Source organism: Pelagibacterium sp. H642, assembly GCF_031202855.1.
Lineage (GTDB): Bacteria > Pseudomonadota > Alphaproteobacteria > Rhizobiales > Devosiaceae > Pelagibacterium.
Genome location: NZ_CP101829.1, coordinates 2,000,372 through 2,021,951, shown reverse-complemented (window position 1 = coordinate 2,021,951; position 21,580 = coordinate 2,000,372). Strand labels below are relative to the sequence as shown.

General features: G+C 62.2%; 22 protein-coding genes. 5 read left to right on the top strand and 17 right to left on the bottom strand.

Features of this window, described 5'->3' with window-relative positions; all coding sequences use genetic code 11:
* Window positions 1–549 carry a GNAT family N-acetyltransferase gene (locus NO934_RS09905; RefSeq protein WP_309159798.1) on the top strand — a complete coding sequence of 183 codons (549 nt, stop codon included), beginning with the start codon at window positions 1–3 and terminating at the stop codon, window positions 547–549.
* On the opposite strand, the gene NO934_RS09900 is transcribed toward NO934_RS09905, so the two are convergent.
* A complete protein-coding gene (locus NO934_RS09900; RefSeq protein ID WP_309159797.1) occupies window positions 522–956 on the bottom strand; it encodes an NUDIX domain-containing protein in 435 nt (144 codons plus the stop codon). The genes NO934_RS09905 and NO934_RS09900 overlap by 28 nt on opposite strands.
* A complete protein-coding gene (ispG, locus tag NO934_RS09895; RefSeq protein ID WP_309159796.1) occupies window positions 957–2,201 on the bottom strand; it encodes a flavodoxin-dependent (E)-4-hydroxy-3-methylbut-2-enyl-diphosphate synthase in 1,245 nt (414 codons plus the stop codon).
* A 114-nt stretch (window positions 2,202–2,315) separates the two neighbouring features.
* Here ispG and NO934_RS09890 point away from each other — a divergent pair, with 114 nt between their 5' ends.
* Entirely contained in the window at window positions 2,316–2,624 is a 309-nt protein-coding gene (locus NO934_RS09890; RefSeq protein ID WP_309159795.1) for a DUF1232 domain-containing protein, read from the top strand.
* A gap of 81 nt (window positions 2,625–2,705) precedes the next feature.
* Complete coding sequence (locus NO934_RS09885; RefSeq protein WP_309159794.1) at window positions 2,706–2,867, top strand: DUF3309 family protein; 162 nt, start codon at window positions 2,706–2,708, stop codon at window positions 2,865–2,867.
* A 106-nt stretch (window positions 2,868–2,973) separates the two neighbouring features.
* Here the strand turns inward: NO934_RS09885 and pyc are convergent, their stop codons facing one another.
* The 4 genes from pyc to NO934_RS09865 form a co-directional block, all read right to left on the bottom strand.
* On the bottom strand, window positions 2,974–6,414 hold the full coding sequence (gene pyc, locus NO934_RS09880; RefSeq protein ID WP_309159793.1) for a pyruvate carboxylase: 3,441 nt from the start codon (window positions 6,412–6,414) through the stop codon (window positions 2,974–2,976).
* A 142-nt stretch (window positions 6,415–6,556) separates the two neighbouring features.
* A complete protein-coding gene (locus tag NO934_RS09875) occupies window positions 6,557–6,979 on the bottom strand; it encodes a TIGR01244 family sulfur transferase (protein ID WP_309159792.1) in 423 nt (140 codons plus the stop codon).
* A 139-nt stretch (window positions 6,980–7,118) separates the two neighbouring features.
* Window positions 7,119–8,648 (bottom strand): bifunctional diguanylate cyclase/phosphodiesterase, encoded by a 1,530-nt coding sequence (locus NO934_RS09870; RefSeq protein ID WP_309159791.1) that lies wholly within the window; start codon window positions 8,646–8,648, stop codon window positions 7,119–7,121.
* A 192-nt stretch (window positions 8,649–8,840) separates the two neighbouring features.
* Entirely contained in the window at window positions 8,841–9,908 is a 1,068-nt protein-coding gene (locus NO934_RS09865; protein WP_309159790.1) for a glycine betaine ABC transporter substrate-binding protein, read from the bottom strand.
* 239 nt (window positions 9,909–10,147) lie between these two features.
* Here NO934_RS09865 and NO934_RS09860 point away from each other — a divergent pair, with 239 nt between their 5' ends.
* The gene (locus tag NO934_RS09860; RefSeq protein ID WP_309159789.1) at window positions 10,148–11,356 is read left to right on the top strand and encodes an ABC transporter substrate-binding protein; all 1,209 of its coding nucleotides are present in this window, start codon (window positions 10,148–10,150) and stop codon (window positions 11,354–11,356) included.
* 74 nt (window positions 11,357–11,430) lie between these two features.
* On the opposite strand, the gene NO934_RS09855 is transcribed toward NO934_RS09860, so the two are convergent.
* From NO934_RS09855 to NO934_RS09810, 10 genes are all read right to left on the bottom strand, one after another.
* Window positions 11,431–12,714: a branched-chain amino acid ABC transporter permease gene (locus tag NO934_RS09855; RefSeq protein ID WP_309159788.1), complete on the bottom strand. Its 1,284-nt coding sequence runs from the start codon at window positions 12,712–12,714 to the stop codon at window positions 11,431–11,433.
* On the bottom strand, window positions 12,711–13,709 hold the full coding sequence (locus NO934_RS09850; RefSeq protein WP_309159787.1) for a branched-chain amino acid ABC transporter permease: 999 nt from the start codon (window positions 13,707–13,709) through the stop codon (window positions 12,711–12,713). The genes NO934_RS09855 and NO934_RS09850 overlap by 4 nt, the downstream gene beginning before the upstream one ends.
* Window positions 13,710–13,713: 4 nt before the next feature.
* Window positions 13,714–14,418 (bottom strand): ABC transporter ATP-binding protein, encoded by a 705-nt coding sequence (locus NO934_RS09845; protein WP_309159786.1) that lies wholly within the window; start codon window positions 14,416–14,418, stop codon window positions 13,714–13,716.
* The gene (locus NO934_RS09840) at window positions 14,415–15,200 is read right to left on the bottom strand and encodes an ABC transporter ATP-binding protein (protein ID WP_309159785.1); all 786 of its coding nucleotides are present in this window, start codon (window positions 15,198–15,200) and stop codon (window positions 14,415–14,417) included. The genes NO934_RS09845 and NO934_RS09840 overlap by 4 nt, the downstream gene beginning before the upstream one ends.
* A 74-nt stretch (window positions 15,201–15,274) precedes the next feature.
* Window positions 15,275–15,643 (bottom strand): methylglyoxal synthase, encoded by a 369-nt coding sequence (locus NO934_RS09835; RefSeq protein WP_309159784.1) that lies wholly within the window; start codon window positions 15,641–15,643, stop codon window positions 15,275–15,277.
* Window positions 15,644–15,753: 110 nt separating this feature from the next.
* Complete coding sequence (locus NO934_RS09830) at window positions 15,754–16,143, bottom strand: response regulator (protein ID WP_309159783.1); 390 nt, start codon at window positions 16,141–16,143, stop codon at window positions 15,754–15,756.
* A gap of 92 nt (window positions 16,144–16,235) precedes the next feature.
* Window positions 16,236–17,288, bottom strand: coding sequence for a chemotaxis response regulator protein-glutamate methylesterase (locus tag NO934_RS09825; RefSeq protein WP_309159782.1), 1,053 nt, complete (start codon window positions 17,286–17,288; stop codon window positions 16,236–16,238).
* Window positions 17,285–18,127: a protein-glutamate O-methyltransferase CheR gene (locus NO934_RS09820; RefSeq protein ID WP_309159781.1), complete on the bottom strand. Its 843-nt coding sequence runs from the start codon at window positions 18,125–18,127 to the stop codon at window positions 17,285–17,287. Before NO934_RS09820 ends, NO934_RS09825 begins: the two co-directional genes overlap by 4 nt.
* Window positions 18,128–18,191: 64 nt before the next feature.
* On the bottom strand, window positions 18,192–19,778 hold the full coding sequence (locus NO934_RS09815) for a methyl-accepting chemotaxis protein (RefSeq protein WP_309159780.1): 1,587 nt from the start codon (window positions 19,776–19,778) through the stop codon (window positions 18,192–18,194).
* A gap of 95 nt (window positions 19,779–19,873) precedes the next feature.
* A complete protein-coding gene (locus tag NO934_RS09810) occupies window positions 19,874–20,494 on the bottom strand; it encodes a chemotaxis protein CheD (RefSeq protein WP_309159779.1) in 621 nt (206 codons plus the stop codon).
* 164 nt (window positions 20,495–20,658) lie between these two features.
* On the opposite strand from NO934_RS09810, the gene NO934_RS09805 reads away from it, so the two are divergent.
* Entirely contained in the window at window positions 20,659–21,012 is a 354-nt protein-coding gene (locus NO934_RS09805) for a hypothetical protein (protein ID WP_309159778.1), read from the top strand.
* Between the two features lie 69 nt (window positions 21,013–21,081).
* Here the strand turns inward: NO934_RS09805 and NO934_RS09800 are convergent, their stop codons facing one another.
* Window positions 21,082–21,570 (bottom strand): chemotaxis protein CheW, encoded by a 489-nt coding sequence (locus NO934_RS09800; RefSeq protein ID WP_309159777.1) that lies wholly within the window; start codon window positions 21,568–21,570, stop codon window positions 21,082–21,084.
* Window positions 21,571–21,580: the final 10 nt, after the last annotated feature.

Below are 21,580 nucleotides of genomic sequence, written 5' to 3'. Positions count from 1 at the left end.
ATGCTGGCCACGACCCTTCCGCCCGTTCCGGTGCTCGAAACCGAGCGGTTGGTCATGCGTGGCCACAGGCCGGACGATTTCGACAACGTCCATCGGCTCTGGCGCTCCCCAGAAGTCGCCAAGTTCATCACCGGCCATCCCTCGACCGAAATGGAATCCCAGATGCGGCTTCTGCGCTATATCGGCCATTGGGCGGCATATGGCTTTGGCTATTGGTGCGTCAGCGAACGCGATACCGGAGATTTCGTCGGAGATGTGGGCTTTGGCAAGCTCAAACGCGACATGGCCCCTCCGGTCTCAGGCGAGCCGGAAATCGGCTGGGTGCTGATGCCCCATCACCAAGGCAAGGGCTATGCGACCGAAGCGGCCCGCGCGGCCTTGGAATGGGGCGACGCCAATTTCGGCGACAGCGGCACCTTCTGCATATTCCACCCCGACAACGCCGGCTCGATCCGGGTGGGCGAAAAGCTCGGCTACCGGTTCAGCCACAACGCGCACTATATGGGCGGCGACACGCCGGTTTATGTGCGACCGGCGAATGGCGGCTGATCGGCCGCTCCGGCCTTGATATGGGCAAGGGCGTGCTTGAAGATTTCATGCCATCTATCGTCGGGGCTGTAGTCAAGACGATGCCAGAAGAATGCGAAATCGTGCCCACCATCGTCGGCACAATGATGCGCCCAGCGTTCGGGTAGTCCCTCACCGGACAGCAGTAGAAAATGCCATAGCTGGCCGGGTGCGATCCGAGAACTCGCCGCAAGCGTCCCCAGCAGGGGCAGGCCTTCCACTCCCGCTTCCTCGGAGAGCTCCCGCCGGCCAGCCGCTTCGACATCCTCGCCGGCTTCGATTGTTCCCTTGACCACTTGGACCCCGGCGAGGGGATGGGTGAAGACCAGTATCTCCCGCGCCCCGTTCGCCCAGCGCAGCACCGCCGGGCACACCTTAAGGATGACCACCTACTCCGCCGCAGGCTTAGCGCGGCCGGCGCCGAACCGGTTTTCGATATAGTCGGCGACCATCTGCTTGAACTGATCGGCGACATCAACGCCCTTGAGCGTTGTGACCTTCTGGCCCTCGATGAACACCGGTGCCGACGGCGTTTCGCCTGTACCGGGCAGGGAAATGCCGATATCGGCGTGCTTGGATTCGCCCGGCCCATTGACGATGCACCCCATCACCGCAACGCTCATCGCCTCGACGCCGGGATATTTCTCGCGCCATTCGGGCATGGACGAGGAGAGATGATCCTGGATTTCCTTGGCCAGCGTCTGGAAGGTTGTCGAGGTAGTCCGTCCGCACCCCGGACAAGCTGCCACCACCGGCACGAATTGCCGAAAGCCCATGGTCTGGAGCAGTTCCTGGGCGACCTTGACCTCGAGCGTGCGGTCGCCGCCCGGCTCGGGAGTCAGCGAAATGCGGATTGTGTCGCCGATTCCTTGTTGCAGCAGAATACCCAGCGCCGCCGAAGACGCGACGATGCCCTTTGACCCCATGCCCGCTTCGGTGAGCCCCAGATGGAGCGCATAATCGCAGCGCTCGGCGAGCTCCTGATAGACGGCGATCAGTTGCTGGACGTCGGAAACCTTGGTGGAGAGGATGATCCGGTCGCGCCCCATGCCCAATTCCTCGGCGCGTTCGGCCGAAAGGATAGCGGAGCGTATGATCGCCTCGCGCTGCACATGGGCTGCGCTCCAGGGATTTTCACGCGCGGCGTTCTCGTCCATCAGCGCGGTGAGCAGTTCCTGGTCGAGAGAGCCCCAATTGACCCCGATGCGCACCGGTTTTTGATACCGGTTGGCGATCTCGATCATCTGGGAGAACTGCTTGTCGCGCTTGTCCTTGAATCCCACATTGCCGGGATTGATGCGGTATTTGGCCAGTGCTTCGGCGCAAGCGGGATGATCGGACAAGAGTTTGTGCCCGATATAGTGGAAATCGCCAACCAGCGGCACGTTGATGCCGCGCAGCATCAGCCGGTCGCGGATATAGGGCACCGCAGCGGCGGCCTCATCGCGATCGACGGTGATGCGGACGATCTCCGAGCCCGCCCGCGCCAGCGCCGCCACTTGCGCGACGGTCGCCTCGATATCGGCGGTATCGGTATTGGTCATCGACTGGACGACGATGGGTGCGCCGCCGCCCACCGTAACGCCTCCCACATCGACTCCGACCGTTCTCTTACGCTGCGCTGGACCTGCCATTGCCGACCTCATTTCTTGCGGCCACACATAAGCCTTCGAGCCAATTTCCGCAACGTTTCGCAGGTGTGACGATGTGCTCTTGAACCGCGTTCGCCCCTTCCTATCTATTTTTCCATGATCAAGAGCTTTGCTTCCCTCCTGCTGCCTCGCTTCCTGCGCTTTCGCAAGGAAGTGGTCCTGCTCTGGAAAGCCTTCTGGGCTCCGGGCACCCCGTTCTATCTCAAGGCCGCGACCGTCCTGGCCGCGTTCTACCTGGTTTGGCCCGCCGATATCCTGCCCGACATCATCCCGCTCGCCGGCTGGGTGGACGACGTGGTTATCGTGCCGCTCATCGTCTCCTGGATCGTCTCGCGGCTCCCCGGCCAGAAGGCCCCCATGCACCGCGACGGCCCCATCATCGATGGAACCGCACGCCGGGTTTAGCGTTGGAAAGGCCGTAGAGGGAACCATAAGCGGTTTAGTCGATTTATAGCCGCATAATGGTCACTGTGAGGGATTTGTAAAATGGGCCTTTCCACCATTCTCATTATTATTCTGATTTTGCTTCTTATCGGTGCGCTGCCGACATGGGGCTATTCGCGCAGTTGGGGTTATGGCCCCACCGGTATTCTGGGCGTGATCCTCGTCGTCGTGCTGATCCTGATGTTGATGGGCATCATCACCTGACACGTGCTTCTTCCGGCCCGCGCACCTTTTCGGCGCGGGCCGCTTCTCGATTGATCTCCTCCCTTTCGGACGGTTCGGTTTGATCCGCACCGTCCTTTATTTTGGATCATTCAATCCGGATCAGCAGATCCTTGGCATCGATCTGGTCGCCAGGCCTGACCAACACTTCGGCGACAACGCCCGCCACTTCCGCATGGAGGGCGGTTTCCATTTTCATCGCTTCGATCGAAAGCAATACGTCGCCCGCTTCGATCTTCTGGCCTGCCTGCACCGCCAGCGTCGAGATGACGCCGGGCATAGGCGCACCGATCTGCTTGGGATCGCCCTGGGTGGCCTTGGGTCGCACCACGATCTCGCCGGCCTTGAGCCTGTCAGGTACCGAGACCGAACGGGGCTGGCCGTTGAGATCGAAGAACACCCGCACCATGCCCTTTTCGTTAGCCTCGGACTGGCCGAGGAACTGGACCACCATGATCTTGCCCTTCTCGAGATCGACCATGATCTCGTCGGCCGGCGCGAGGCCGTAGAAATAGACCGGCGTGGGCAGCACCTCGGTCGGACCATAAAGCTCCTGCGCCTTGGCGAATTCGATAAAGACTTTCGGGTACATCAGGTACGAAGCGAGCCGGAAATCGTCGATCTCTATCCCGGTTGCTTCCTCGGCCTTCTTGCGTTCGGCTTCGAGATCGGCCGACGCGAGATAGGAGCCGGGACGCTCGGACATCGGCGTGCGGCCCTTCAGAACCTTCTTCTGCAGCGCCTCGGGGAATCCACCTGGCGGCTGGCCGAGATCGCCGGCAAAGAACCCGACAACGGAATCGGGGAAGGCGATTTCCTTGTCGGGATTTTCCACATCGGCGCGGGTGAAGCCCGAAGAGACCATGGCCAGCGCCATGTCACCCACCACCTTGGAGCTTGGCGTGACCTTGACGATATCGCCAAACATCTGGTTGACGTCGGCATAGGTCTGGGCGACCTCGTGCCAGCGCGTCTCCAGCCCCATCGAGCGGGCCTGTTCCTTGAGATTGGTGAATTGCCCGCCGGGCATTTCGTGCAGGTAGACCTCCGAAGCCCCGCCCTTGAGATCGGACTCGAAGGCCCGGTATTGGGTGCGCACCGCTTCCCAGTAGAAGGAGATTTCGCGGATCGTCTTTGCATCGAGTTCGGGATCGCGCTCCCCGCCCTTCAGCGCCGCCACCAGCGAACCGAGCGTCGGCTGGCTGGTCGTGCCCGAAAACGAATCCATTGCCGCGTCCACCGCATCGACGCCCGCTTCGCAAGCGGCCAGCACCGTTGCAGCGGCAGCACCCGAGGTGTCGTGGGTGTGGAAGTGGATCGGCAGGCCGATTTCTTCCTTGAGCGTTCCGATGAGCTTTTTGGCCGCCGCCGGTTTCATCAGCCCGGCCATGTCCTTGATGCCCAGCACCTGGGCGCCGGCAGCTTCGAGTTCCTTGGCCAGACCGACATAATATTTGAGGTCGTACTTGGCCCGATCGGGGTCGAGCATGTCGCCAGTGTAGCAGACCACGCCCTCGCACACCTTGCCGCTTTCGATCACCGCGTCCATGGAAACGCGCATGTTCTCGACCCAGTTGAGGCAGTCAAAGACACGGAAAATATCGATTCCGCCTTCGGCGGCCTTTTTCACGAAGAACCGCACCACATTGTCAGGATAGTTGGTGTAGCCCACCCCATTGGCGCCGCGCAGCAGCATCTGTGTTAAAATATTGGGCGCGCCCTCACGAATTCTGGCCAGCCGCTCCCACGGGTCTTCGTTCAGAAACCGCATTGAGACGTCAAAGGTCGCCCCGCCCCAGCATTCGAGCGAAAAGAGGTTCGGCAGACCGCGCGAATAGGCCCGCGCGATCCTGTCCATGTCGAAGGTGCGCATGCGGGTGGCGAGCAGGCTCTGGTGGCCGTCGCGCATTGTGGTGTCGGTAAAGAGCACCCGGCTCTGCGCCTTCATCCACTCGGCCAGACCCTTTGCGCCATCACGCTCCAGGACCTGTCGGCTCCCCTCGATAGTCGCAAGCGCCGGATAGTCCGGCACCACCGGCTCGGCTGCGTTGGTCGGCGGCTTCGGCCGGTCGCGCACCTCGGGATGCCCATTGACGGTGACGTCGGCGATATAGGTCAGAAGCTTTGTCGCCCTGTCCTTGCGCCGCTCGATATCGAACAACTCCGGCGTCGTGTCGATGAACCGGGTGGTGTAAGTGTTATCGCGGAATTTGGGGTGCGAAATGATGTTTTCGAGGAAGGCCAGATTGGTCGACACCCCCCGGATGCGGAACTCGCGCAACGCACGGTCCATGCGCGCAATGGCTTCCTCGGGCGTCGGCGCCCAGCAGGTCACCTTTTCGAGCAGCGGATCGTAATAACGGGTGATCACCGCTCCGGAATAGGCGGTGCCCCCATCGAGCCGCACACCGAACCCCGTCGCCCCGCGATAGGCGGTGATGCGGCCATAATCGGGGATGAAATTTTCTTCCGGGTCTTCGGTCGTGACCCGGCATTGCAGCGCGTGCCCGTGAAGCGCGATGTCCTCCTGTTTCGGCACACCCGATTCCGGAGTGCCGATGACTGCCCCGTCCATTACATGGATCTGCGCCTTGACGATATCGATGCCGGTCACCTCCTCGGTGACCGTATGCTCGACCTGAATGCGCGGATTGACCTCGATGAAATAGAATTCATCGGTCTCGGCATCCATCAGGAATTCGACGGTTCCCGCGCAGCGATAATTCGCAGCCTTGCCCAGCCGTAGTGCGGCATCGGTCAAGGCCTTGCGGGTCGCATCGTTTAGGTATGGCGCAGGGGCGCGCTCGACCACCTTCTGATTGCGGCGCTGAACCGAGCAGTCGCGCTCAAAAAGATGGACGAGATTGCCGTGATCGTCGCCGAGCAACTGCACTTCGACGTGGCGCGCCTTTTCGACCAGCTTTTCGAGGTACATCTCGTCCTTGCCGAACGCAGCCTTGGCCTCGCGCTTACCCTCTGAAACCTCGTTGCGAAGCTGCTTGGGATCGGTGATGCGCCGCATGCCGCGCCCGCCACCGCCCCAGCTTGCCTTGAGCATCAGCGGATAGCCGATCGCCTCGGCCATCTTCTCGACCTCGTCGAGATCGTCGGGCAAAGGTTCGGTGGCCGGAACCACCGGCACGCCTGCCTTGATCGCCATGTTGCGCGCCGCGACCTTGTTGCCCAGGTCACGCATGGTCTGCGCCTTGGGCCCGATGAAGGTGATCCCCGCATCGGCGCACGCATCGGCAAATTCAGGGCTCTCCGAAAGCAACCCATAGCCTGGATGGATGGCATCAGCTCCCGAAATCCGGGCCACGCGGATATATTCGTCGATCTGGAGATAGGCTTCGACCGGTCCCTTGCCCTGTCCGATCAGATAGGCTTCGTCCGCCTTGAACCGATGCAGTGCCAGCTTGTCCTCTTCGGCAAACACCGCCACCGTTTTGAGCCCCAACTCGTTGGCGGCCCGAAACACGCGGATCGCGATCTCGGAGCGGTTGGCGACCAGAATCTTGGAAATGGGCATGGATTGAGTCCCCTTGGTGTGCCTTGGAAACGGAGGGCGCATTGCGCCCTCGGCATGCGTCGTCGCAACCCGGGATGCCGGCCCGGGACAAAATCTCCGCCCTGAAGTCTCCCGCTTGCGGGCGAGACGCTGCGCGCGGAGATCAGGACAGGGGTTTGTCCAGATGCGCGGCGAGGTGGCTCATGTCGTAGCCCGCCTTGGCGGCGGAATCGATAATCGCATCCGCCCTCTCCTTGCCGGCCTGGCTCAACGCCCAAAGGGTGGTCGAGCGGGTGCCCGAGCGGCAGAAGGCAAAGACCGGCCCATCGCTTTCTTCGAGCGCGGCGCTGGTTGCGGCTACCATTTCGGGGGTAACGCCTTCGCGGCCCATGGGGATTTCATAATAGCCAAGGCTTGCCGCGCGTGCCGCCTCTCCGATTTCAGCGCTTGAAGGCTGATCCGGCGCTTCGCCATCGGGGCGGTTGTTGATGATCGAAACAAAGCCCGCTTGTTTGATGGTCTGGACGTCCTCGGGCTGGATCTGTCCCGAAACGCTCATGCGGTCATTGATCTTCTTGATATCCAAAACCTGTCTCCAGCAGCAAGGAATGGCGGGCACATCCAGCGTTTCTTCGGAAAACGGTGGCCGCTCGAGCCCTTGGGACGCGCCTCACATGCCTGTCTTATAGCCATCAAGTCAGGGATCGCGCAACAAGGCGCCGAGGCTAGGCTGCCACAGTCACCTGGCCGTTGCGCGCTTCGATCGCGTCGAGCGGTTCGGGGCGGCCCAATAGGTAGCCCTGGAACGCGGTGCAGCCGAGTTCAACCAGAACCGCGTGCTGCTCGGGGGTTTCTATGCCTTCGGCGACGACCATCACCCCAAGGCTTGCCGCAATGCGGCAGATCGACTGCACGATCATCGAATCTACGGGGCGCGAGGTGATCTCGGCCACATAGGCCCTGTCGATCTTGAGGATATCGAAGGAGAGATCGCGCAAATAGCCGAGGCTGGCATGGCCGGCGCCGAAATCGTCCACGGCAATCCTCACCCCCAAGGCGCGCAGGAATTCAAGGTTCTTGCGCTCGGCCGAATTCTTCTGCAGCGGCACTGTTTCAGTGATTTCAACAATGAAGCTTTCACCCGACAGCCCGGCGGCGGCGAGTTCGTCGGCAAAGTGAGCGGCATAATCGGGATTGCGCAATTCGGCGGCCGAAACGTTGATGGCGACGGCGGGCACGCCCAGGCGCGGAAAATCGGCGCAAGCTCTGCGCAGCACCCATTGGCCGAGCTTTGCAATGAGGTCCGATTGCTCGGCGATCGGCACGAACGCGGCCGGCGAAATCATGCCACGCACCGAATGGCGCCAGCGCACCAGAGCCTCCACCGATTTGAGCGCCCCGTCGGCGGTCTGAACGGGCTGATAGTAGAGTTCGAGCTCTTCCATCAAAATTGCCGCGCGCAGTTCGCGCTCAATGAAACGCTGGTAGCGCTCCTCGGTCAAAAGCTCGCGCTCGAAAGCGACGACGGTACCCCGGCCGTTGTTCTTGCCCTTGTAGAGCGCCAGATCGGCCTTGGAGATCAGCGTATCGGCGTCACCCGCATCTTCGGGGGCAACGGCAATCCCCAGGGTTGCCGAAAGCCGCATGTCGCGTCCGGCGAGCGGGCGGGGGCGGTCGAGCTCCTCGAGCAAGCGGTCTCCAAGGCGCTTCAAAGCGGCTTTGGAGTTGATGCCGGGCAGAGCGAGCGCGAACTCGTCGCCCCCCAGCCGCCCGATCACGGCGCCGGGCACCAGTTCCTCTAGCGTGCGGACCAGACGTACGAGCGCCTGGTCACCAGCGGCATGGCCATTGCCGTCATTGATGGTTTTGAGGTGGTCCATATCCACCTGCACATAGGCGACAGGCATGCGGTCGGATTGGCGCACGAATTCGCGCAATCGATCGAGAAAGTATTTGCGTGTGAAGACCCCGGTCAGGGCGTCCCGGTTGAGCGAAGCCAAAAGGTCTCGGCGCCGATCTTCAGCCAAGACCAAAGCGCGGCGGAGCGAAAAATATCCCATGACCACGATGGCCAGCAGCGCTACCCCGGCCAGGGCGGCGGTCGAAAGGGCGAGAAAGGCATTGTCTTGGCCCAGCGCGATGCCGATCAGTCCCACCCCCGCCGCACCGATGACCGCGGTAGCGACGATGCCGGCGGCAACAGCCGAACCACGGTAAACGGTGAGGATGTTTGTAAGCGAAAGTTCGGTGCGCATGGACGTCGATCCGTTCTGGGTCGACCGAACCTATTGTGCCACGCTTTAACGTGCCGTGAATTTTGCCAAAATAATTAATGAGATCAACATTATACCGTCAGAACGCACGGCGCCCGCGCCGACGTTGTCGCCCCGTTTTATTACAGCCATGCGACAGCGGGCAGGATGTCGCAGCTTATGGTTGCCGAACACTTATTCGACCGCGTCCTGAGGCACGCCTTCCGCCTGCGCATCCTCGCCTACCCATTGGCGCCAGATATCGCCGCCTGTGATAAGGAAATGCTGGGCGACGGCTTCGGCGCTCGCTTCCTCCTCGGCCTGCCAGGCCAAAAGTCCATTCATTTCCGAAATCGGCATTGAAGCGCGCGCCAGATAATCGGCGACGTCGGGTACATCGGTGAAAACCCACTCGGCTACCGCGATCACCACGGTATCGGGCGCAAAGCCGGAATTACCGAACGGCACGCAATCGCGGATCGCCATGCATTGGGCGTGGCCCGGATCGAACCCGCCCATGTCCAGCGGCACGAGATCCAGCCGATCGATCAGCGCGTTGGGCTGCCAGTAATAGGTCAGGATCGGCTCTCTGCGGGATACCGCCTGTGTGAGCGCTGCATCCATGGCGAAACGGTCCTCAGGCTCGACGACATCGAACCGCTCATCAAGCCCCAGCCCGGCCGCCATGTTCCTGTTGATGATGGCGCAGGCCCAATCGGCAGGACAGGACAAAAGGTCAGCCCGCTCCTCGCCCTCGGGAACGAACACCTGCCAATGATCGAGGATATCGTCGGTGCCTTCGAGCCCCGGATTGCTCTCCAGCACATAGGCAGGGACGAACCAGGCCTCCAGCGGTCCGTCGGCAAAGCTGGGCGCCGCCGCCCGGGCGCTAGCCGCCTGCATGGCGCCGTTCCAAACCTCGGCCTGACGGGAAACCCACAATTCAGGCGCCACGGCGGGTTGTTGCGTCGTCGCCATTGACGACAGCGTCGCCTCGGGCTCCCCCGGCACCAGCCGCACCGTGCAGCCGAACTCCGTCCTGAGGATCGTTGCGTGGATATTGGCAAGGATGGCGGCGGACGGCCAACCCATTTCCGCAATCGTGATTTCCTCGGTGCCGCAGGGCGCCGGTTCTCCCTCCGGCGGCCCCGATGGCGCCTCTTGGCCTGGCGCGACAGGATCAAGCACCTGAAATTGCGCCGCAGCCGGGGTGGCGCTCAGCGCCATCAAGGCGACAACGACACGGGCGGCATCGATACGCATGAGCCTGCGGCCTCCATTTGGCGGTTCAAACAAAAAGTCGCAAAACCAATTCCGTTAAGCAACTGGCCGGACACGAAAATTCGTTCCGAAACCTGATGACTCGGCAAATGTTCTTGTGCAATGTTACCATGTCGACGGGTTCAGCGAGTGGGCCCGTCTCAGTGGGCTGTCCGACACCAAGAGACCGCGGCGCTGCGGCACGGGACGGACGCGGCACGACCAAACATTTGAGGGATATCATGCGTCACATCAAAAAGTCTTTGACCCTTGCGGTCGCTGCGAGCGTTCTCGCCGCAGCCAGCCCTGCTCTGTCGCAGGATGTTTCGATCGGCTTTCTGGGCGGTCTGACCGGCCCGATCGAATCCATGGCTCCGGGGATCGTCGCCGGCGCTCAGCTCGCCGTCGATCAGGTCAACGCCCAGGGCGGTATCCTCGATGGCGGCACGTTCGACATGATCACCGCCGACAGTGCGTGCGATGCGACCGGCGGTGCCAACGCTGCCGACCGCCTGGTCAACACCGACAATGTCACGGCCATCGTGGGCGGCCTTTGTACTGGTGAAACCATTGGCGGCGCGCAGTCAGCCGGTATTCCGGGCGGCGTGGTGATGGTTTCTCCTGCTTCGACCGCGCCTTCGCTCACCACGCTCGAAGACAACGACCTCGTCTTCCGCACCACCCCGTCCGACGCCTTCCAGGGCGAAAAGCTCGCCCAGCTCCTGCTGTCGAAAGACATCCAGGATGTCGCCCTAACCTATGTCAACAACGACTATGGCGTGGGCCTCGCCGAAGCCTTCACCGCCGCCTATGAAGCGGGCGGCGGCACCATCTCGGCCAATCTCGCCCATGAAGACCTCAAGGCCGACTATCGTGCCGAGCTGGGCAATCTCGCCTCCTCGGGCAGCGAAACCCTTGTCGTTCTCGCCTATGCCTCGTCCTCGGGCCAGACCCTGCTGCGCCAGGCGCTGGAATCGGGCAATTTCATCACCTTCGTGGGTGGCGACGGCATGGTCGGCGATGACCTGTTCACCGGCGTCGATGCTTCGGCTCTCGAAGGCATGATCATCACCCGTGCCGGCGCGTTCGAAGGCGAATCGGCCACCGTTTTCGCTGATCTCGCCACCGAGGCCGGCGTTGCCGCCGATGCCGTCTATGCTCCTCAGGCCTATGACGCCGCCTTCCTTCTCGCCCTTGCCATTGAAAAGAACGGTTCGGCCGATCGCGAAGGCCTCTCGGCCGCCCTGCGGGAAGTGGCTTCCGCTCCCGGAGAGGTGATCCTGCCCGGCGAATGGGAGAAGGCCAAGGAATTGATCGCTGCAGGCACCGACATCGACTACATGGGCGCTGGCGGTAATCTCGACTTTGACGAAGCCGGTGACATCGAAGGCGTGATCGTCGAGCTGGCTGTCCAAGGCGGCGAGTTCAACGAAGTCGGCGTCATCGAATAATCGTTACTAAGCCTTATCAAAGCGAAAGGCCCGAGAGCATGCTCCCGGGCCTTTTCTTTACCGGGCCATTAAGCTCAACCCCTGCGGCTGAGAACCTCCGGCAGCAGCCCTTGTGGCGCAAAGCGCAGCGCGATCGTAACGATCAGTCCCATCACGAAAACGCGCATCTGCACCGCGCGGCTTTCGATATCGGGAATGGCGCCCCAGCCCATGTCGGACGAGAAATTCGACAGTCCCCCGAACAATGCCTGAGCCAGGGGCTCGGACAGCATCCAGACGATATAGATGAACAGCCCACCGAACAGGGCGCCGAAATTGTTGCCGGCCCCGCCCACGATGAGCATCACCCAGATGATGAAGGTGTGGTTGATCGGCTGGTAGCTGGAGGGGTCATAGATCTGCACGAACGAAACCAGGATCGCCCCGCCGATACCCATGAGCACCGAGCCGAAAACGAAGATCTCGAGCTGGCGGCCGGTGACGTCCTTGCCCATTGAGCCGGCGGCGATGTAGTTGTCGCGAATGGCGCGCATCATGCGGCCCCAGGGTCCCAGATATGCCCTGTGGATCAAAAACAGCGCGATCAGAACGACCACCACGACCACCGCCAGAAACCCGCCGCGCGCCAGGATGAAACTGGTCGTAGCATCATGTCCGGCAGCCTGATAGGCCTGCGGATTGGGCACCGGCCAGGGAATGGGCGAGACCGTCAGCGTGCCGCGCGTCAGCCATTCGAGGTTCTTGATGACCGCGCGCAGGATCTCGGCAATGCCGATGGTGGCGATGGCGAGATAGTCGGCCCGCAGCCCCAGGCTCACCTTGCCCACCAGATAGCCGATCAGCCCGGCGAGAACGCCGCCGAACACCCAGCCGAGGAGGACCGGCAGCCCCAGTCCGCCGATCCAGCCGGCGGTCGAGGTTATGTAGCTGGCCGCCGGGTCCATCTGGCTGCGGAAGATCACATAGGCGATAAACCAGGCAAGGACGATCACCGCCCCGCGCCATTTGCCCGTGATCCCGAGCCGCTGCACGCGATGGGCGAAAAAGATCAGCACCGCTCCGATCGCCGCCGCAACCAGGGTGCGCCCGATATGGAGCGGACCTTCGGAGGCCCAGAAGTCCATGTTGACCGGATAGGAGATGAAGGTGACGGCAAAGCCGCCCACCATCAGCATCCCCAGGATGCCGAAATTGAACAGCCCGCCAAAGCCCCACTGAATGTTCAATCCCATGGCGATCAGCGCAAAGGCGAAGGCCTCGACCAGCAGGCGTACCGTGAACGGCGTGCCCATCAGGACACCCACCCCGACGATCAGGACGAACAGCGCCCCGAAAAGCCCGATATAGCGCGCGGTCATGTCGAAGCTCCCTTGAAAATCCCGGTAGGCCGTACCAGCAGCACCACGACGAGGATGACGAAAGCGACGGTGAGTTTGTATTCGGACTGCACCAGCGTCAGCGTGCCGGGAATTTCGAACCACAAGACATCACGGAACGGGCGCAGCAGCACCGACCAGTTGAACACCGCCAGCGTCTCGGCAAATCCGAGCACGAACCCGCCGGCGATGGCGCCATAGGCATGGCCCAGCCCGCCCAGAATGGCGGCGGCAAAGATCGGCAATACGATGTTGAAGGCCAGGTCAGGCTTGAGCGACACGTCGAGCGCCAGCATGGTGCCCGCAAGGCAAGCGAGCGCGCCGGCGATCACCCAGGTGACGCGGACGACCAGCTTGGTGTTGATGCCCGAAACCTTGGCAAGGTCGGGATTGTCTGCCATGGCGCGCATGGCCTTGCCCAGCCGTGAGCGGGTAAGGAAATAATGCAGCGCGATCACCGCCACTGCCGTCGAAACGATCAAGAGAATCTGCGGCTCGGTGATGGTGATGGGGCGCGTGACGCCCTCGAACGGCAGCACGATCCGGAAGATCTCCTTGGGTTCGGTGTCGAAGAACGAATAGGTTCCGACCCCGAAGATCAGCCGCACCAGCCCCTGGATCATCATGGTGACGCCGATCGAAGCGATCAGCAGCGTCACCGGCTTGGCGCCCCGTGCCCGCAGCGGCGCATAGAAGCCCTTGTCGATCCCCAGCGCGATCACCGCGGCGAGCACCATGGCGATCGGCACGACGATGAAACCGGTGGGCAGCGGCAGGACAACGCCGGTCGCAGCGAGAATCCCCGCCAGAACGAAAGTGATGAAGGCGCCCATGGTCATCATGTCGCCATGGGCGAAATGGGCGAACCGCAGGATGCCGAAGATCAGCGTGACGCCGACGGCCCCCAGCGCGTAGATCGAGCCGAGCACCAGCCCGCCGATCACTGCCTGATTGATGAAAAAGATAAGATCGTTCATGTGATTATCCGCCCAAGAAGCTCTTGGCCACTTCCGGATCATCGAGCAATTCCTGCCCGGTTCCGGAGAACCTGTTCTGCCCGTTGGTCAAAACGAAACCCTTGGTGGCGAATGCCAGCGCCTGGCGCGCATTCTGTTCCACCATCAGGATGCCCACGCCAGCGGCGTTGATTTTGACCACTTGCTCGAAGATTTCCATCATGTAGCGGGGCGATAGGCCCGCCGAGGGCTCGTCGAGCATCAGGAGCTTGGGCTTGCTCATCAGCGCCCGGCCCATGGCGACCATCTGGCGCTGCCCGCCGGAAAGCTCGCCGGCCGGCTGGCGGCGCTTGGCCTTCAAATCGGGAAACATTTCATAGACTTGCTCGAGCGTGTCCGAATAATCGTCACGCCGCACGAACGCCCCCATTTCGAGGTTTTCGTGCACCGACATCGAGGTAAAGACGTTGTGTTCCTGGGGCACGAAGCTCAGCCCCATGGGCACCAGCCGGTCGGCCTCGTAGTTGGTGACGTCTTCGCCTGCGAAGGTGACGGTGCCTTCCATGACGGTCAAAAGCCCGAAAATGGCCTTGAGAGTCGTCGATTTCCCGGCTCCGTTGGGGCCTACGATCACCCCGATGTCGCTGGTATTGATGGCTATGTTGACGCCATTGAGAATCGGCGCGCCGCCATAACCGGCGACGACGTTCTTAAGATCGATCAAACTCATTGCGCCGCCTCCACCGGACCGCCGAAATAGGCTTCGACGATCATCGGATTGGCGCGCAGCTCTTCCATATTGCCCTTGGCGATCACCTCGCCCTGGGCCATCACGATCACCGGGTCGCAGAGACGGGCGATGAGGTCCATGTCGTGCTCAATGACAAAGAAGGTGTAGCCCAGTTCGCGGTTCATGCGCTCGATATTGGAGGCCAAGTCGTTGAGCAGCGTCTTGTTGACGCCGGCCGCCACTTCGTCGAGCAGCACCACCTTGGCGTCCACCATCATGGTGCGGCCGAGCTCGAGCAGCTTTTTCTGCCCGCCCGAAAGATTGCCGGCCAGCTCGTCCTTGACGTGCCCGAGCTTTAAAAAATCGATGACTTCGAGGGCCTTCTGGCGCACTTGCCCTTCGCGCAACGCAACCTTGCCCGGCTGCAGCCAGAGCGTCGCAAGATTTTCCCCCGGCTGGTCGCCAGGCACCATCATCAGGTTCTCGAGCGCCGTCATATGGGAGAATTCATGCGCGATCTGGAAGGTGCGCAGCATGCCCAGCTTGAACAATTCATGGGGCTTGAGCCCCGTAATGTCCTGCTTGTCGAAGATGATCTGCCCGCTGGTCGGCGGGAAATTGCCCGCCACCATGTTGAACAGTGTGGATTTGCCGGCCCCGTTCGGCCCGATCAATCCCGTGATCGAACCGCGCTCGACTTCGAGCGAGCAGTTCGAGACAGCCAAAAGCCCGCCAAAACGTTTCGATACGTTGCGGACCTCGATTACCGCGTCAAGCGCCACGCCTTACCCTTAGCCCCTTGTTCATTTCTGCCCAAAATCGCGGCATCTGCTCACAAGCGCTTGCTCAGGTCAACTCAAAGCGCGGCGAGCACCGCTTCGGCTGTGGACTTGTTGTAAGCGACGGGAATGTCATAGAGCGTCGCCAGCCGCGTCAACGCCTTGACGTCCACGTCATGGGGCAGCGCGCTCATGGGGTCGATGAAAAAGATCAGCGCGTCGAGCCGCCCCTCGGCGATCATCGCCCCCAATTGCGCGTCCCCGCCCAATGGGCCGCTCTTGAGCGCGAGGACGGCAAGCCCCGTTTCCTGGGCCACGCGCCCGCCCGTAGTGCCCGTTCCCACCAGGTCGAACTGGCTCAACCGCGCCTTGTGCGATGCCGCAAAGGCGACCATGTCGTCCTTTTTCTCGTCATGGGCGACGAGCCCGATCGTCTTGGTTGCCATGGCGCGCCTCCGGTCCGGTTAATTCCTTCAACCATGCGGCCTTCCCGTTGCCAAGCCGCAAACGCCAAGGGCGCCCTGCCGGACGCCCCGTGTTCATCAGATCGTGCCGGTCAGGACAGCGCGCCGATCACCGCCTCGATGCGCTTTTTCATGGTCGCGGCGTCGAACGGCTTGATGATGTAGTTGTTGACGCCGCATTCGATGGCTTCCTTGACCTGCTCCTTGTCGGAGCGTCCGGTCGCCATGATGAAGGGCATGCTCTGGGTCCGCGGATGCTTGCGGATGACCTTCAGAAGCGTCAGCCCGTCGACATCGTCCATGTTCCAGTCGGAAATGATGAGGTCGACATTGGTCTTTTCAAGCTTGGTCAGGGCATCGCGGCCCGATTTGGCCTCGATGATGTCCTTGAACCCGAGCTGGGTGAGGATGTACTTGCAGATGCCCCGCATGGACTGCTGGTCATCAACGATGAGAACGCTGACTGCGCTGGCCTTTGGCATGGATTCTCCGCCTGATGCGCCCGGAGTTCTTCCGGGAAGTCTGGCCGACAAAAATAGGCGGCAACCGTTACGATAGTCTCAATGGGAAAGGTTCAGGCTGCCGATTTGAGCTTGAGCAGCGCCGCAACCAGCCGCCCGGCGATCTTTTCGACAGGCGCTTCCTCGACCACCGCTCCGATCTCGAAAGCGGCCTTGGGCATGCCGTAGATCAGCGCCGAACCGCGCGACTGCCCGACAGTGAACGCGCCCGCCTCGCGCATGGCCTTGAGCCCCGCCGCCCCATCGCGCCCCATTCCCGTCAGGATCGCCCCCACCGCCTTGGACCCGACCACCTTGGCCACCGAGGAAAACAGCACATCGACGCTCGGCCGGTGCCCGGAGGTCGCCTCGTCCTGGGTGACGCGGCATTTCATCTGCCCCGAGGTCTTTTCCACCCGGAGATGGAAATCACCCGGCGCCACATAAGCGGTGCCATTGGCGAGCGGCATGCGGTCCTCTGCCTCGACCACCTTGACCGGCACCAACTCATCGAGCCGGGCGGCAAAACGCCCGGTAAAGCCTTTGGGCATGTGCTGGGCGATCACGATGGGCGGGCAATCGGTCGGGATCGTTGCCAGAACCTGCCGGATCGCTTCCACCCCGCCAGTCGAAGCCCCGATGGCGATCAGCGCCCCTTGCGGCGCCGCCGCGCTCTTGAGTGGCAGATCAGGGGCAGGCGCGCGATGAGCGCGCGCCTGGACATCGCTATGGGCGGCAAGCCTCACCTTCTCGCGCAGTGTCGCTCCGAACGCTTCAAGGCCACCGGCCATCTCGGCGCCGGGCTTGGCGACGAAATCGACAGCGCCCAACTCCAGCGCCAGCATGGTTTCGGAGGCGCCCTTGGTGGTGAGGGTCGAAACCATGACCACGGGCATGGGCCGCAACCGCATGATCTTTTGCAGGAAGGCCAGCCCGTTCATATTGGGCATTTCGATGTCGAGCGTCACCACATGGGGATTGAGCGCCTTGATCTTGTCGCGCGCGTCGAGAGGATCGTTGGCGGTTCCCACAACCGTGATATCGCCCTCCTGGGCCAGCAGCCGGCTCAAGACGTCACGAATGAGCGCTGAATCATCGACGACGAGGACCCTGATGATCGAACTCATGCTGCTGCATCCCTAGTGTCGGAATCGGACTTGCGCTGGTAGATCGTCTTGCCCACGAGCCTGTAGCCCTTCGATACGGCCTGCAGGTTTTCCGAATGTCCGATATAGAGGAACCCGTCGGACGCCAGCACCTGGCCGAGCCGGTCGAAAAGCATGCCCTGGGTCGGCTTGTCGAAATAGATTGCGACATTGCGGCAGAAGATGGCGTCGAACGGCCCGCTCACCGGCCAGGGCTCGATGAGGTTCAAGAGCTTGAAGGCGACCAGCTCACGCGCTTCCTGCGGGATGCGTATTTCGCCCGACCCGGCCTTTTCAAAGAGCATGGTCCGCTGCGCCGACAGCCCGTTGAGTTCGCCCGCCGGATAGATGCCGGTTGCCGCCCTGGCAATGACGTTGGAGTCGATGTCGGTGGCCAGGATACGGAAATCCCAGCGCTTGAGCTCGGGATAGGCCGTAAGCAGGCTCAGCGCGATGGTATAGGGCTCCTGCCCGGTCGAGCATCCCGCCGACCAGATGCGCAGGCGCGGGCGCCCGCCCTTGCCCATGCGGCGCGGCTTGGAAATAAGCGTGCCGACAAAGCTCGAAAGATGCTCGAAATGATGATCCTCACGAAAGAACCGCGTGAGGTTGGTGGTGAGCGCATTGACGAAATCCTGATCGTCCTCGGGGCGCCCCCGCATTTCGAGATAGTCGATATAGGCGTCGAAACCGGCAAGCCCCAGGGCGCGGACGATCTTGGAAAGGCGCGAGACGACAAGGGTGCGCTTGGCGTCCGAAAGAGAGATGCCCGCAATGCGGTAGACCCGCTCCCGGATGCGCGAAAACTCCCTTTCGCTCAAGCGAAACTCGCCGCTGTCCATGTGGCTTCCGCCCCCCGATGCCGGATCGTTGATCTTTATCGTTTCACCGATGCGCCGAAACGATCCCGGTTCTTGTTTTTTCGCGCCCCGCAAGCGGCTTGGCGGCCACTTTCATATCCGGCTCAGGCGCGAGCGCGCCGGCCTGCCGCTGTGCCTGATCGTCCATCGCCTCGACCTCGCCATGGGCCGCGGCCAGTGCCACGCCGGTGTTGTCGAGATCCGAGCCGATCATGGCCGTCTGCTCACTTAAATTGCGTAAATGGGCCGTGACCGATCCGATGGTTTGGGCCAGCGCTTCGGCCTCCGCCGTCCCGGCCTCGACATCTCCGAGCCCGGCCTTGACCAGCGCCCTGATGTCTTTCGACGATTTCGCGCTCGCCTTGGCCATTTCGCGCACCTCGCTGGCAACAACCGCAAAGCCGGCGCCCTTTTCTCCGGCCCGTGCCGCTTCGACCGCCGCGTTGAGCGCCAAAAGATTGGTGCGGAAGGCAACATCCTCGATGCTTGCCACCAGAGCATCGATCCGCGTCACCAGTTCGTTGACCGCCGCGACGCGCCCGCGCGTCTGCTCGGCGGAAGCCCGCGCCCGCTCGATCTCGCCGGCGATCGCGCTCGCGTCTTCCCTCGCCTGCCCGGCCACGCCGCGCCCGCTCTCTACGGCGCCACGGGCCTTTTGCAGATGCGCACGGGCGTCCGCAGCCGATGCCGTTAATGCCTGCGCCGTTCCGCGGCAGATCTCGACGAGCGCGCCGACCTTTTCCAGCCGGGCCCGCATGCGCTGCCGCCCTTCCATCGCCGCCGTCCGCTCCGCATCGAGCTCGGCGATCTGGCCGATCAGCGTATCCACACGGGCCGACATCCGGTCATTGCCGCCGCTCGGGCTGGGAAGCAGACCTTCGGCCAGGGCATCGAGCCGCTCCGCGGCCGCATCGAGCGTCCCCAGACCGGCGTTGATCGTCTCGAGTTCGGGGGTTTCGGCGATGTCTTGCGCACTTATCCTGTAGCCCGTGTCCCCGCCCGCCAGCGCCTGGCCGAGATCGGAAAGCACCCGTGCGCAAACCACACGGCCAGGACGCTCCAGCTCGATCAGCCAGCGGTCATGCCCCAGAGGGGAAACGCGCGCGCGATAGCGATGATCGCCAAGGGTCAGAGCATGCTCGCATTCTTCTTCCGCGAACTCGGCCTCGATGCCCAGCAGGGCCGACGCCGTATCCGTTTCGGCGCATTCGGGGGCAAGCGCGGCCAACCCCTTGCTCATCTTGACGATCACCCCCTGCCCGTCGACCAGCATGGCGGGCCTATCGAGGGTTTCGAAGGCCGTCATATAGGTCATGGCCCGTTCGAGCCTCTGACACAGATTGGCGGTGATCGCCCGCATATGCTCGAGTTCGGAAGCCCTGCCGATCGGCCCGCTTCCCACCGCCTGTCCGAGATCGGACAAGGCCCGGCGCTGGGCGCGCTCCACAATGAGCACGGCCAGAAAACTCACGCCGATGGCGGCAAACCATACCCCCGCCACTGCCATCGCCCACCAGGACGCAGACGAAAAATTGACGCCCAGCCAAACGCAGACCGCAACGGTCGCAGACCACAGCGCAAGCAGCGCGGAAACCAGCCGGATGCGGGACAATCGAAAATACCTTGGGCAAGAAACAAAGTTTCCACCACCCTAAGGCGCTATGGTTAATGCTTGGTGATCGATGCCCGCCGCGAGAGAGCGGCAGGCTAGAACAACTCGATATCGTCGGCGGCGGGCTTTTTGACCTGCCGCCGCGCGATCGCCAGTTCCTCGTGCACCAGCCGCGCGCTGTCGGTGCTATCGAGGCGCTTGACGAAGGCCCGCCCCGTATGGGGCTGAAACATCACGCGCCGCGCGAACGTGCCCCCCAGATCCTGGCTGGCAACCACATAACCTTCATTGCCCAGGAATTCATGCACGAATTCGATGTTTTTAAGTCCCACATCGTTCATGCCCGCATGGATGTTGCCGCCGCCGAACACCTTGAATTCGAGATTGTGCTTCCGGCCGGTGCCCTTGCTCAGCACCATGTTGATGAGCTGCTCCATGGCAAAGGCCCCATAGCGCGCCGATTCCCCAAAGCGGTCTTTAGAGCTTTCCCCCTGGCTGGCCAAAAGGAAATGGTTCATGCCCCCCACCTGCGCCGCGCGATCGCGCACGCAGGCCGAGATGCACGACCCCAGAACTGTCGAAAAGGTGATCTCGGGTTTGCCGGAAACCATGCAGTCGCCCTGGTGGATCGTGGTGACCACACCGCGCGTGAAATTATCGGGCATCAAACCAAATATAACGGCATTGCCGCTTCCCTGTAACGCTGCTTCGGCCATGGATGGACTGTGAGGGGCCGAATGCGATTTTTTCCGACCCTAACCCCGGATTCGTTAGCCGTTTGCTAACCCTAACCGGGGATGTGTAACAGTCGGCACAAGATGCAAGTATCGGTTCAGCACTTTGCCATTATGATTGCCGGATCGGAAATCGGGGGCAGTGCATGGGCTTGCACAAACTGGCCAGAGAGCTGGAAGAAACCGCGCGCCAGACCGCGGAAATGGTCGATGGCATCACGGCCAGCCTGTTGGTCCTGGGCGACACCTCGATCGATTGCACCACGGCCCGCTCGACCGCCATCCGCCAGATCGTCGTCGCCTTGCAGATGCAGGACCGCATCGAACAGCGCTGCCGCAACATGGCCGAAGCCGCCCGCAGGATGGCGGAGCTTCCCGAAGGCTCCGATGCCCAGGCCAATGAAACGGTGTGGTCTTCGCTGACCCTGGATGAATTGCGCGACGAATCCCTCTCGGGCATCGCCGCCCGCACCAATTCGGGCGAAGTCGAGTTCTTCTAGGCCGCACTGGCCTCGAACGAAAAAGCCCGCCCCTCGTGGAGGCGGACTCTGCAACCTTGATCGAGCCGATCAGACGTCGGTCTTGGCGCCCGAGACCACCGCGGCGAGATCGATCAGGCCCACCATGCGGCCGTCATGGGTGACGATGCCGTTGAGAAGTTCGGTGTCGCCTGAATTGCCTTCCGGAACAGCGTGGATATCGTCCTTGGAAACGGTGAGGATATCGGACACCGCATCGACCAGGATGCCGATCCACTTTTCCCCCACGCTCATCACGACGACGACGTGGTTCTTGGTGGGGTTGGTCTGGCCGTCGCCGAAGCGGGCGCGCAGGTCGAAGATCGGCACGATCGTACCGCGCAGATTGATCACTCCACGCACATATTCGCGCGTATTGGGCAGCGGGGTCGCCCCGTTCCAGGCGCGGATCTCGCGCACCGTGGTGATCTCGACGCCATAGATCTGTTCGTCGATGGAAAAGGCGATGAGCTGCAGCGAGTTCTGGCTCGCTCCCGCCGTTGTGTCCGAATAGTCGTCGCGAAGTCCAAGCGCTTCCATGTCGTGCCCC

What these genes read in the sequence shown, in the direction of transcription:
- NO934_RS09865 (WP_309159790.1), bottom strand. Translation starts at nt 9,908, where the DNA reads ATGCGTATCGATGCCGCCCGTGTCGTTGTCGCCTTGATGGCGCTGAGC.
- NO934_RS09870 (WP_309159791.1), bottom strand. Translation starts at nt 8,648, where the DNA reads ATGCGCACCGAACTTTCGCTTACAAACATCCTCACCGTTTACCGTGGT.
- NO934_RS09905 (WP_309159798.1), top strand. Translation starts at nt 1, where the DNA reads ATGCTGGCCACGACCCTTCCGCCCGTTCCGGTGCTCGAAACCGAGCGG.
- NO934_RS09835 (WP_309159784.1), bottom strand. Translation starts at nt 15,643, where the DNA reads ATGGCAACCAAGACGATCGGGCTCGTCGCCCATGACGAGAAAAAGGAC.
- NO934_RS09860 (WP_309159789.1), top strand. Translation starts at nt 10,148, where the DNA reads ATGCGTCACATCAAAAAGTCTTTGACCCTTGCGGTCGCTGCGAGCGTT.
- NO934_RS09825 (WP_309159782.1), bottom strand. Translation starts at nt 17,288, where the DNA reads ATGAGTTCGATCATCAGGGTCCTCGTCGTCGATGATTCAGCGCTCATT.
- NO934_RS09800 (WP_309159777.1), bottom strand. Translation starts at nt 21,570, where the DNA reads ATGGAAGCGCTTGGACTTCGCGACGACTATTCGGACACAACGGCGGGA.
- NO934_RS09805 (WP_309159778.1), top strand. Translation starts at nt 20,659, where the DNA reads ATGGGCTTGCACAAACTGGCCAGAGAGCTGGAAGAAACCGCGCGCCAG.
- NO934_RS09830 (WP_309159783.1), bottom strand. Translation starts at nt 16,143, where the DNA reads ATGCCAAAGGCCAGCGCAGTCAGCGTTCTCATCGTTGATGACCAGCAG.
- NO934_RS09845 (WP_309159786.1), bottom strand. Translation starts at nt 14,418, where the DNA reads ATGAGTTTGATCGATCTTAAGAACGTCGTCGCCGGTTATGGCGGCGCG.
- pyc (WP_309159793.1), bottom strand. Translation starts at nt 6,414, where the DNA reads ATGCCCATTTCCAAGATTCTGGTCGCCAACCGCTCCGAGATCGCGATC.
- NO934_RS09885 (WP_309159794.1), top strand. Translation starts at nt 2,706, where the DNA reads ATGGGCCTTTCCACCATTCTCATTATTATTCTGATTTTGCTTCTTATC.
- NO934_RS09890 (WP_309159795.1), top strand. Translation starts at nt 2,316, where the DNA reads ATGATCAAGAGCTTTGCTTCCCTCCTGCTGCCTCGCTTCCTGCGCTTT.
- NO934_RS09850 (WP_309159787.1), bottom strand. Translation starts at nt 13,709, where the DNA reads ATGAACGATCTTATCTTTTTCATCAATCAGGCAGTGATCGGCGGGCTG.
- NO934_RS09855 (WP_309159788.1), bottom strand. Translation starts at nt 12,714, where the DNA reads ATGACCGCGCGCTATATCGGGCTTTTCGGGGCGCTGTTCGTCCTGATC.
- NO934_RS09810 (WP_309159779.1), bottom strand. Translation starts at nt 20,494, where the DNA reads ATGGCCGAAGCAGCGTTACAGGGAAGCGGCAATGCCGTTATATTTGGT.
- ispG (WP_309159796.1), bottom strand. Translation starts at nt 2,201, where the DNA reads ATGGCAGGTCCAGCGCAGCGTAAGAGAACGGTCGGAGTCGATGTGGGA.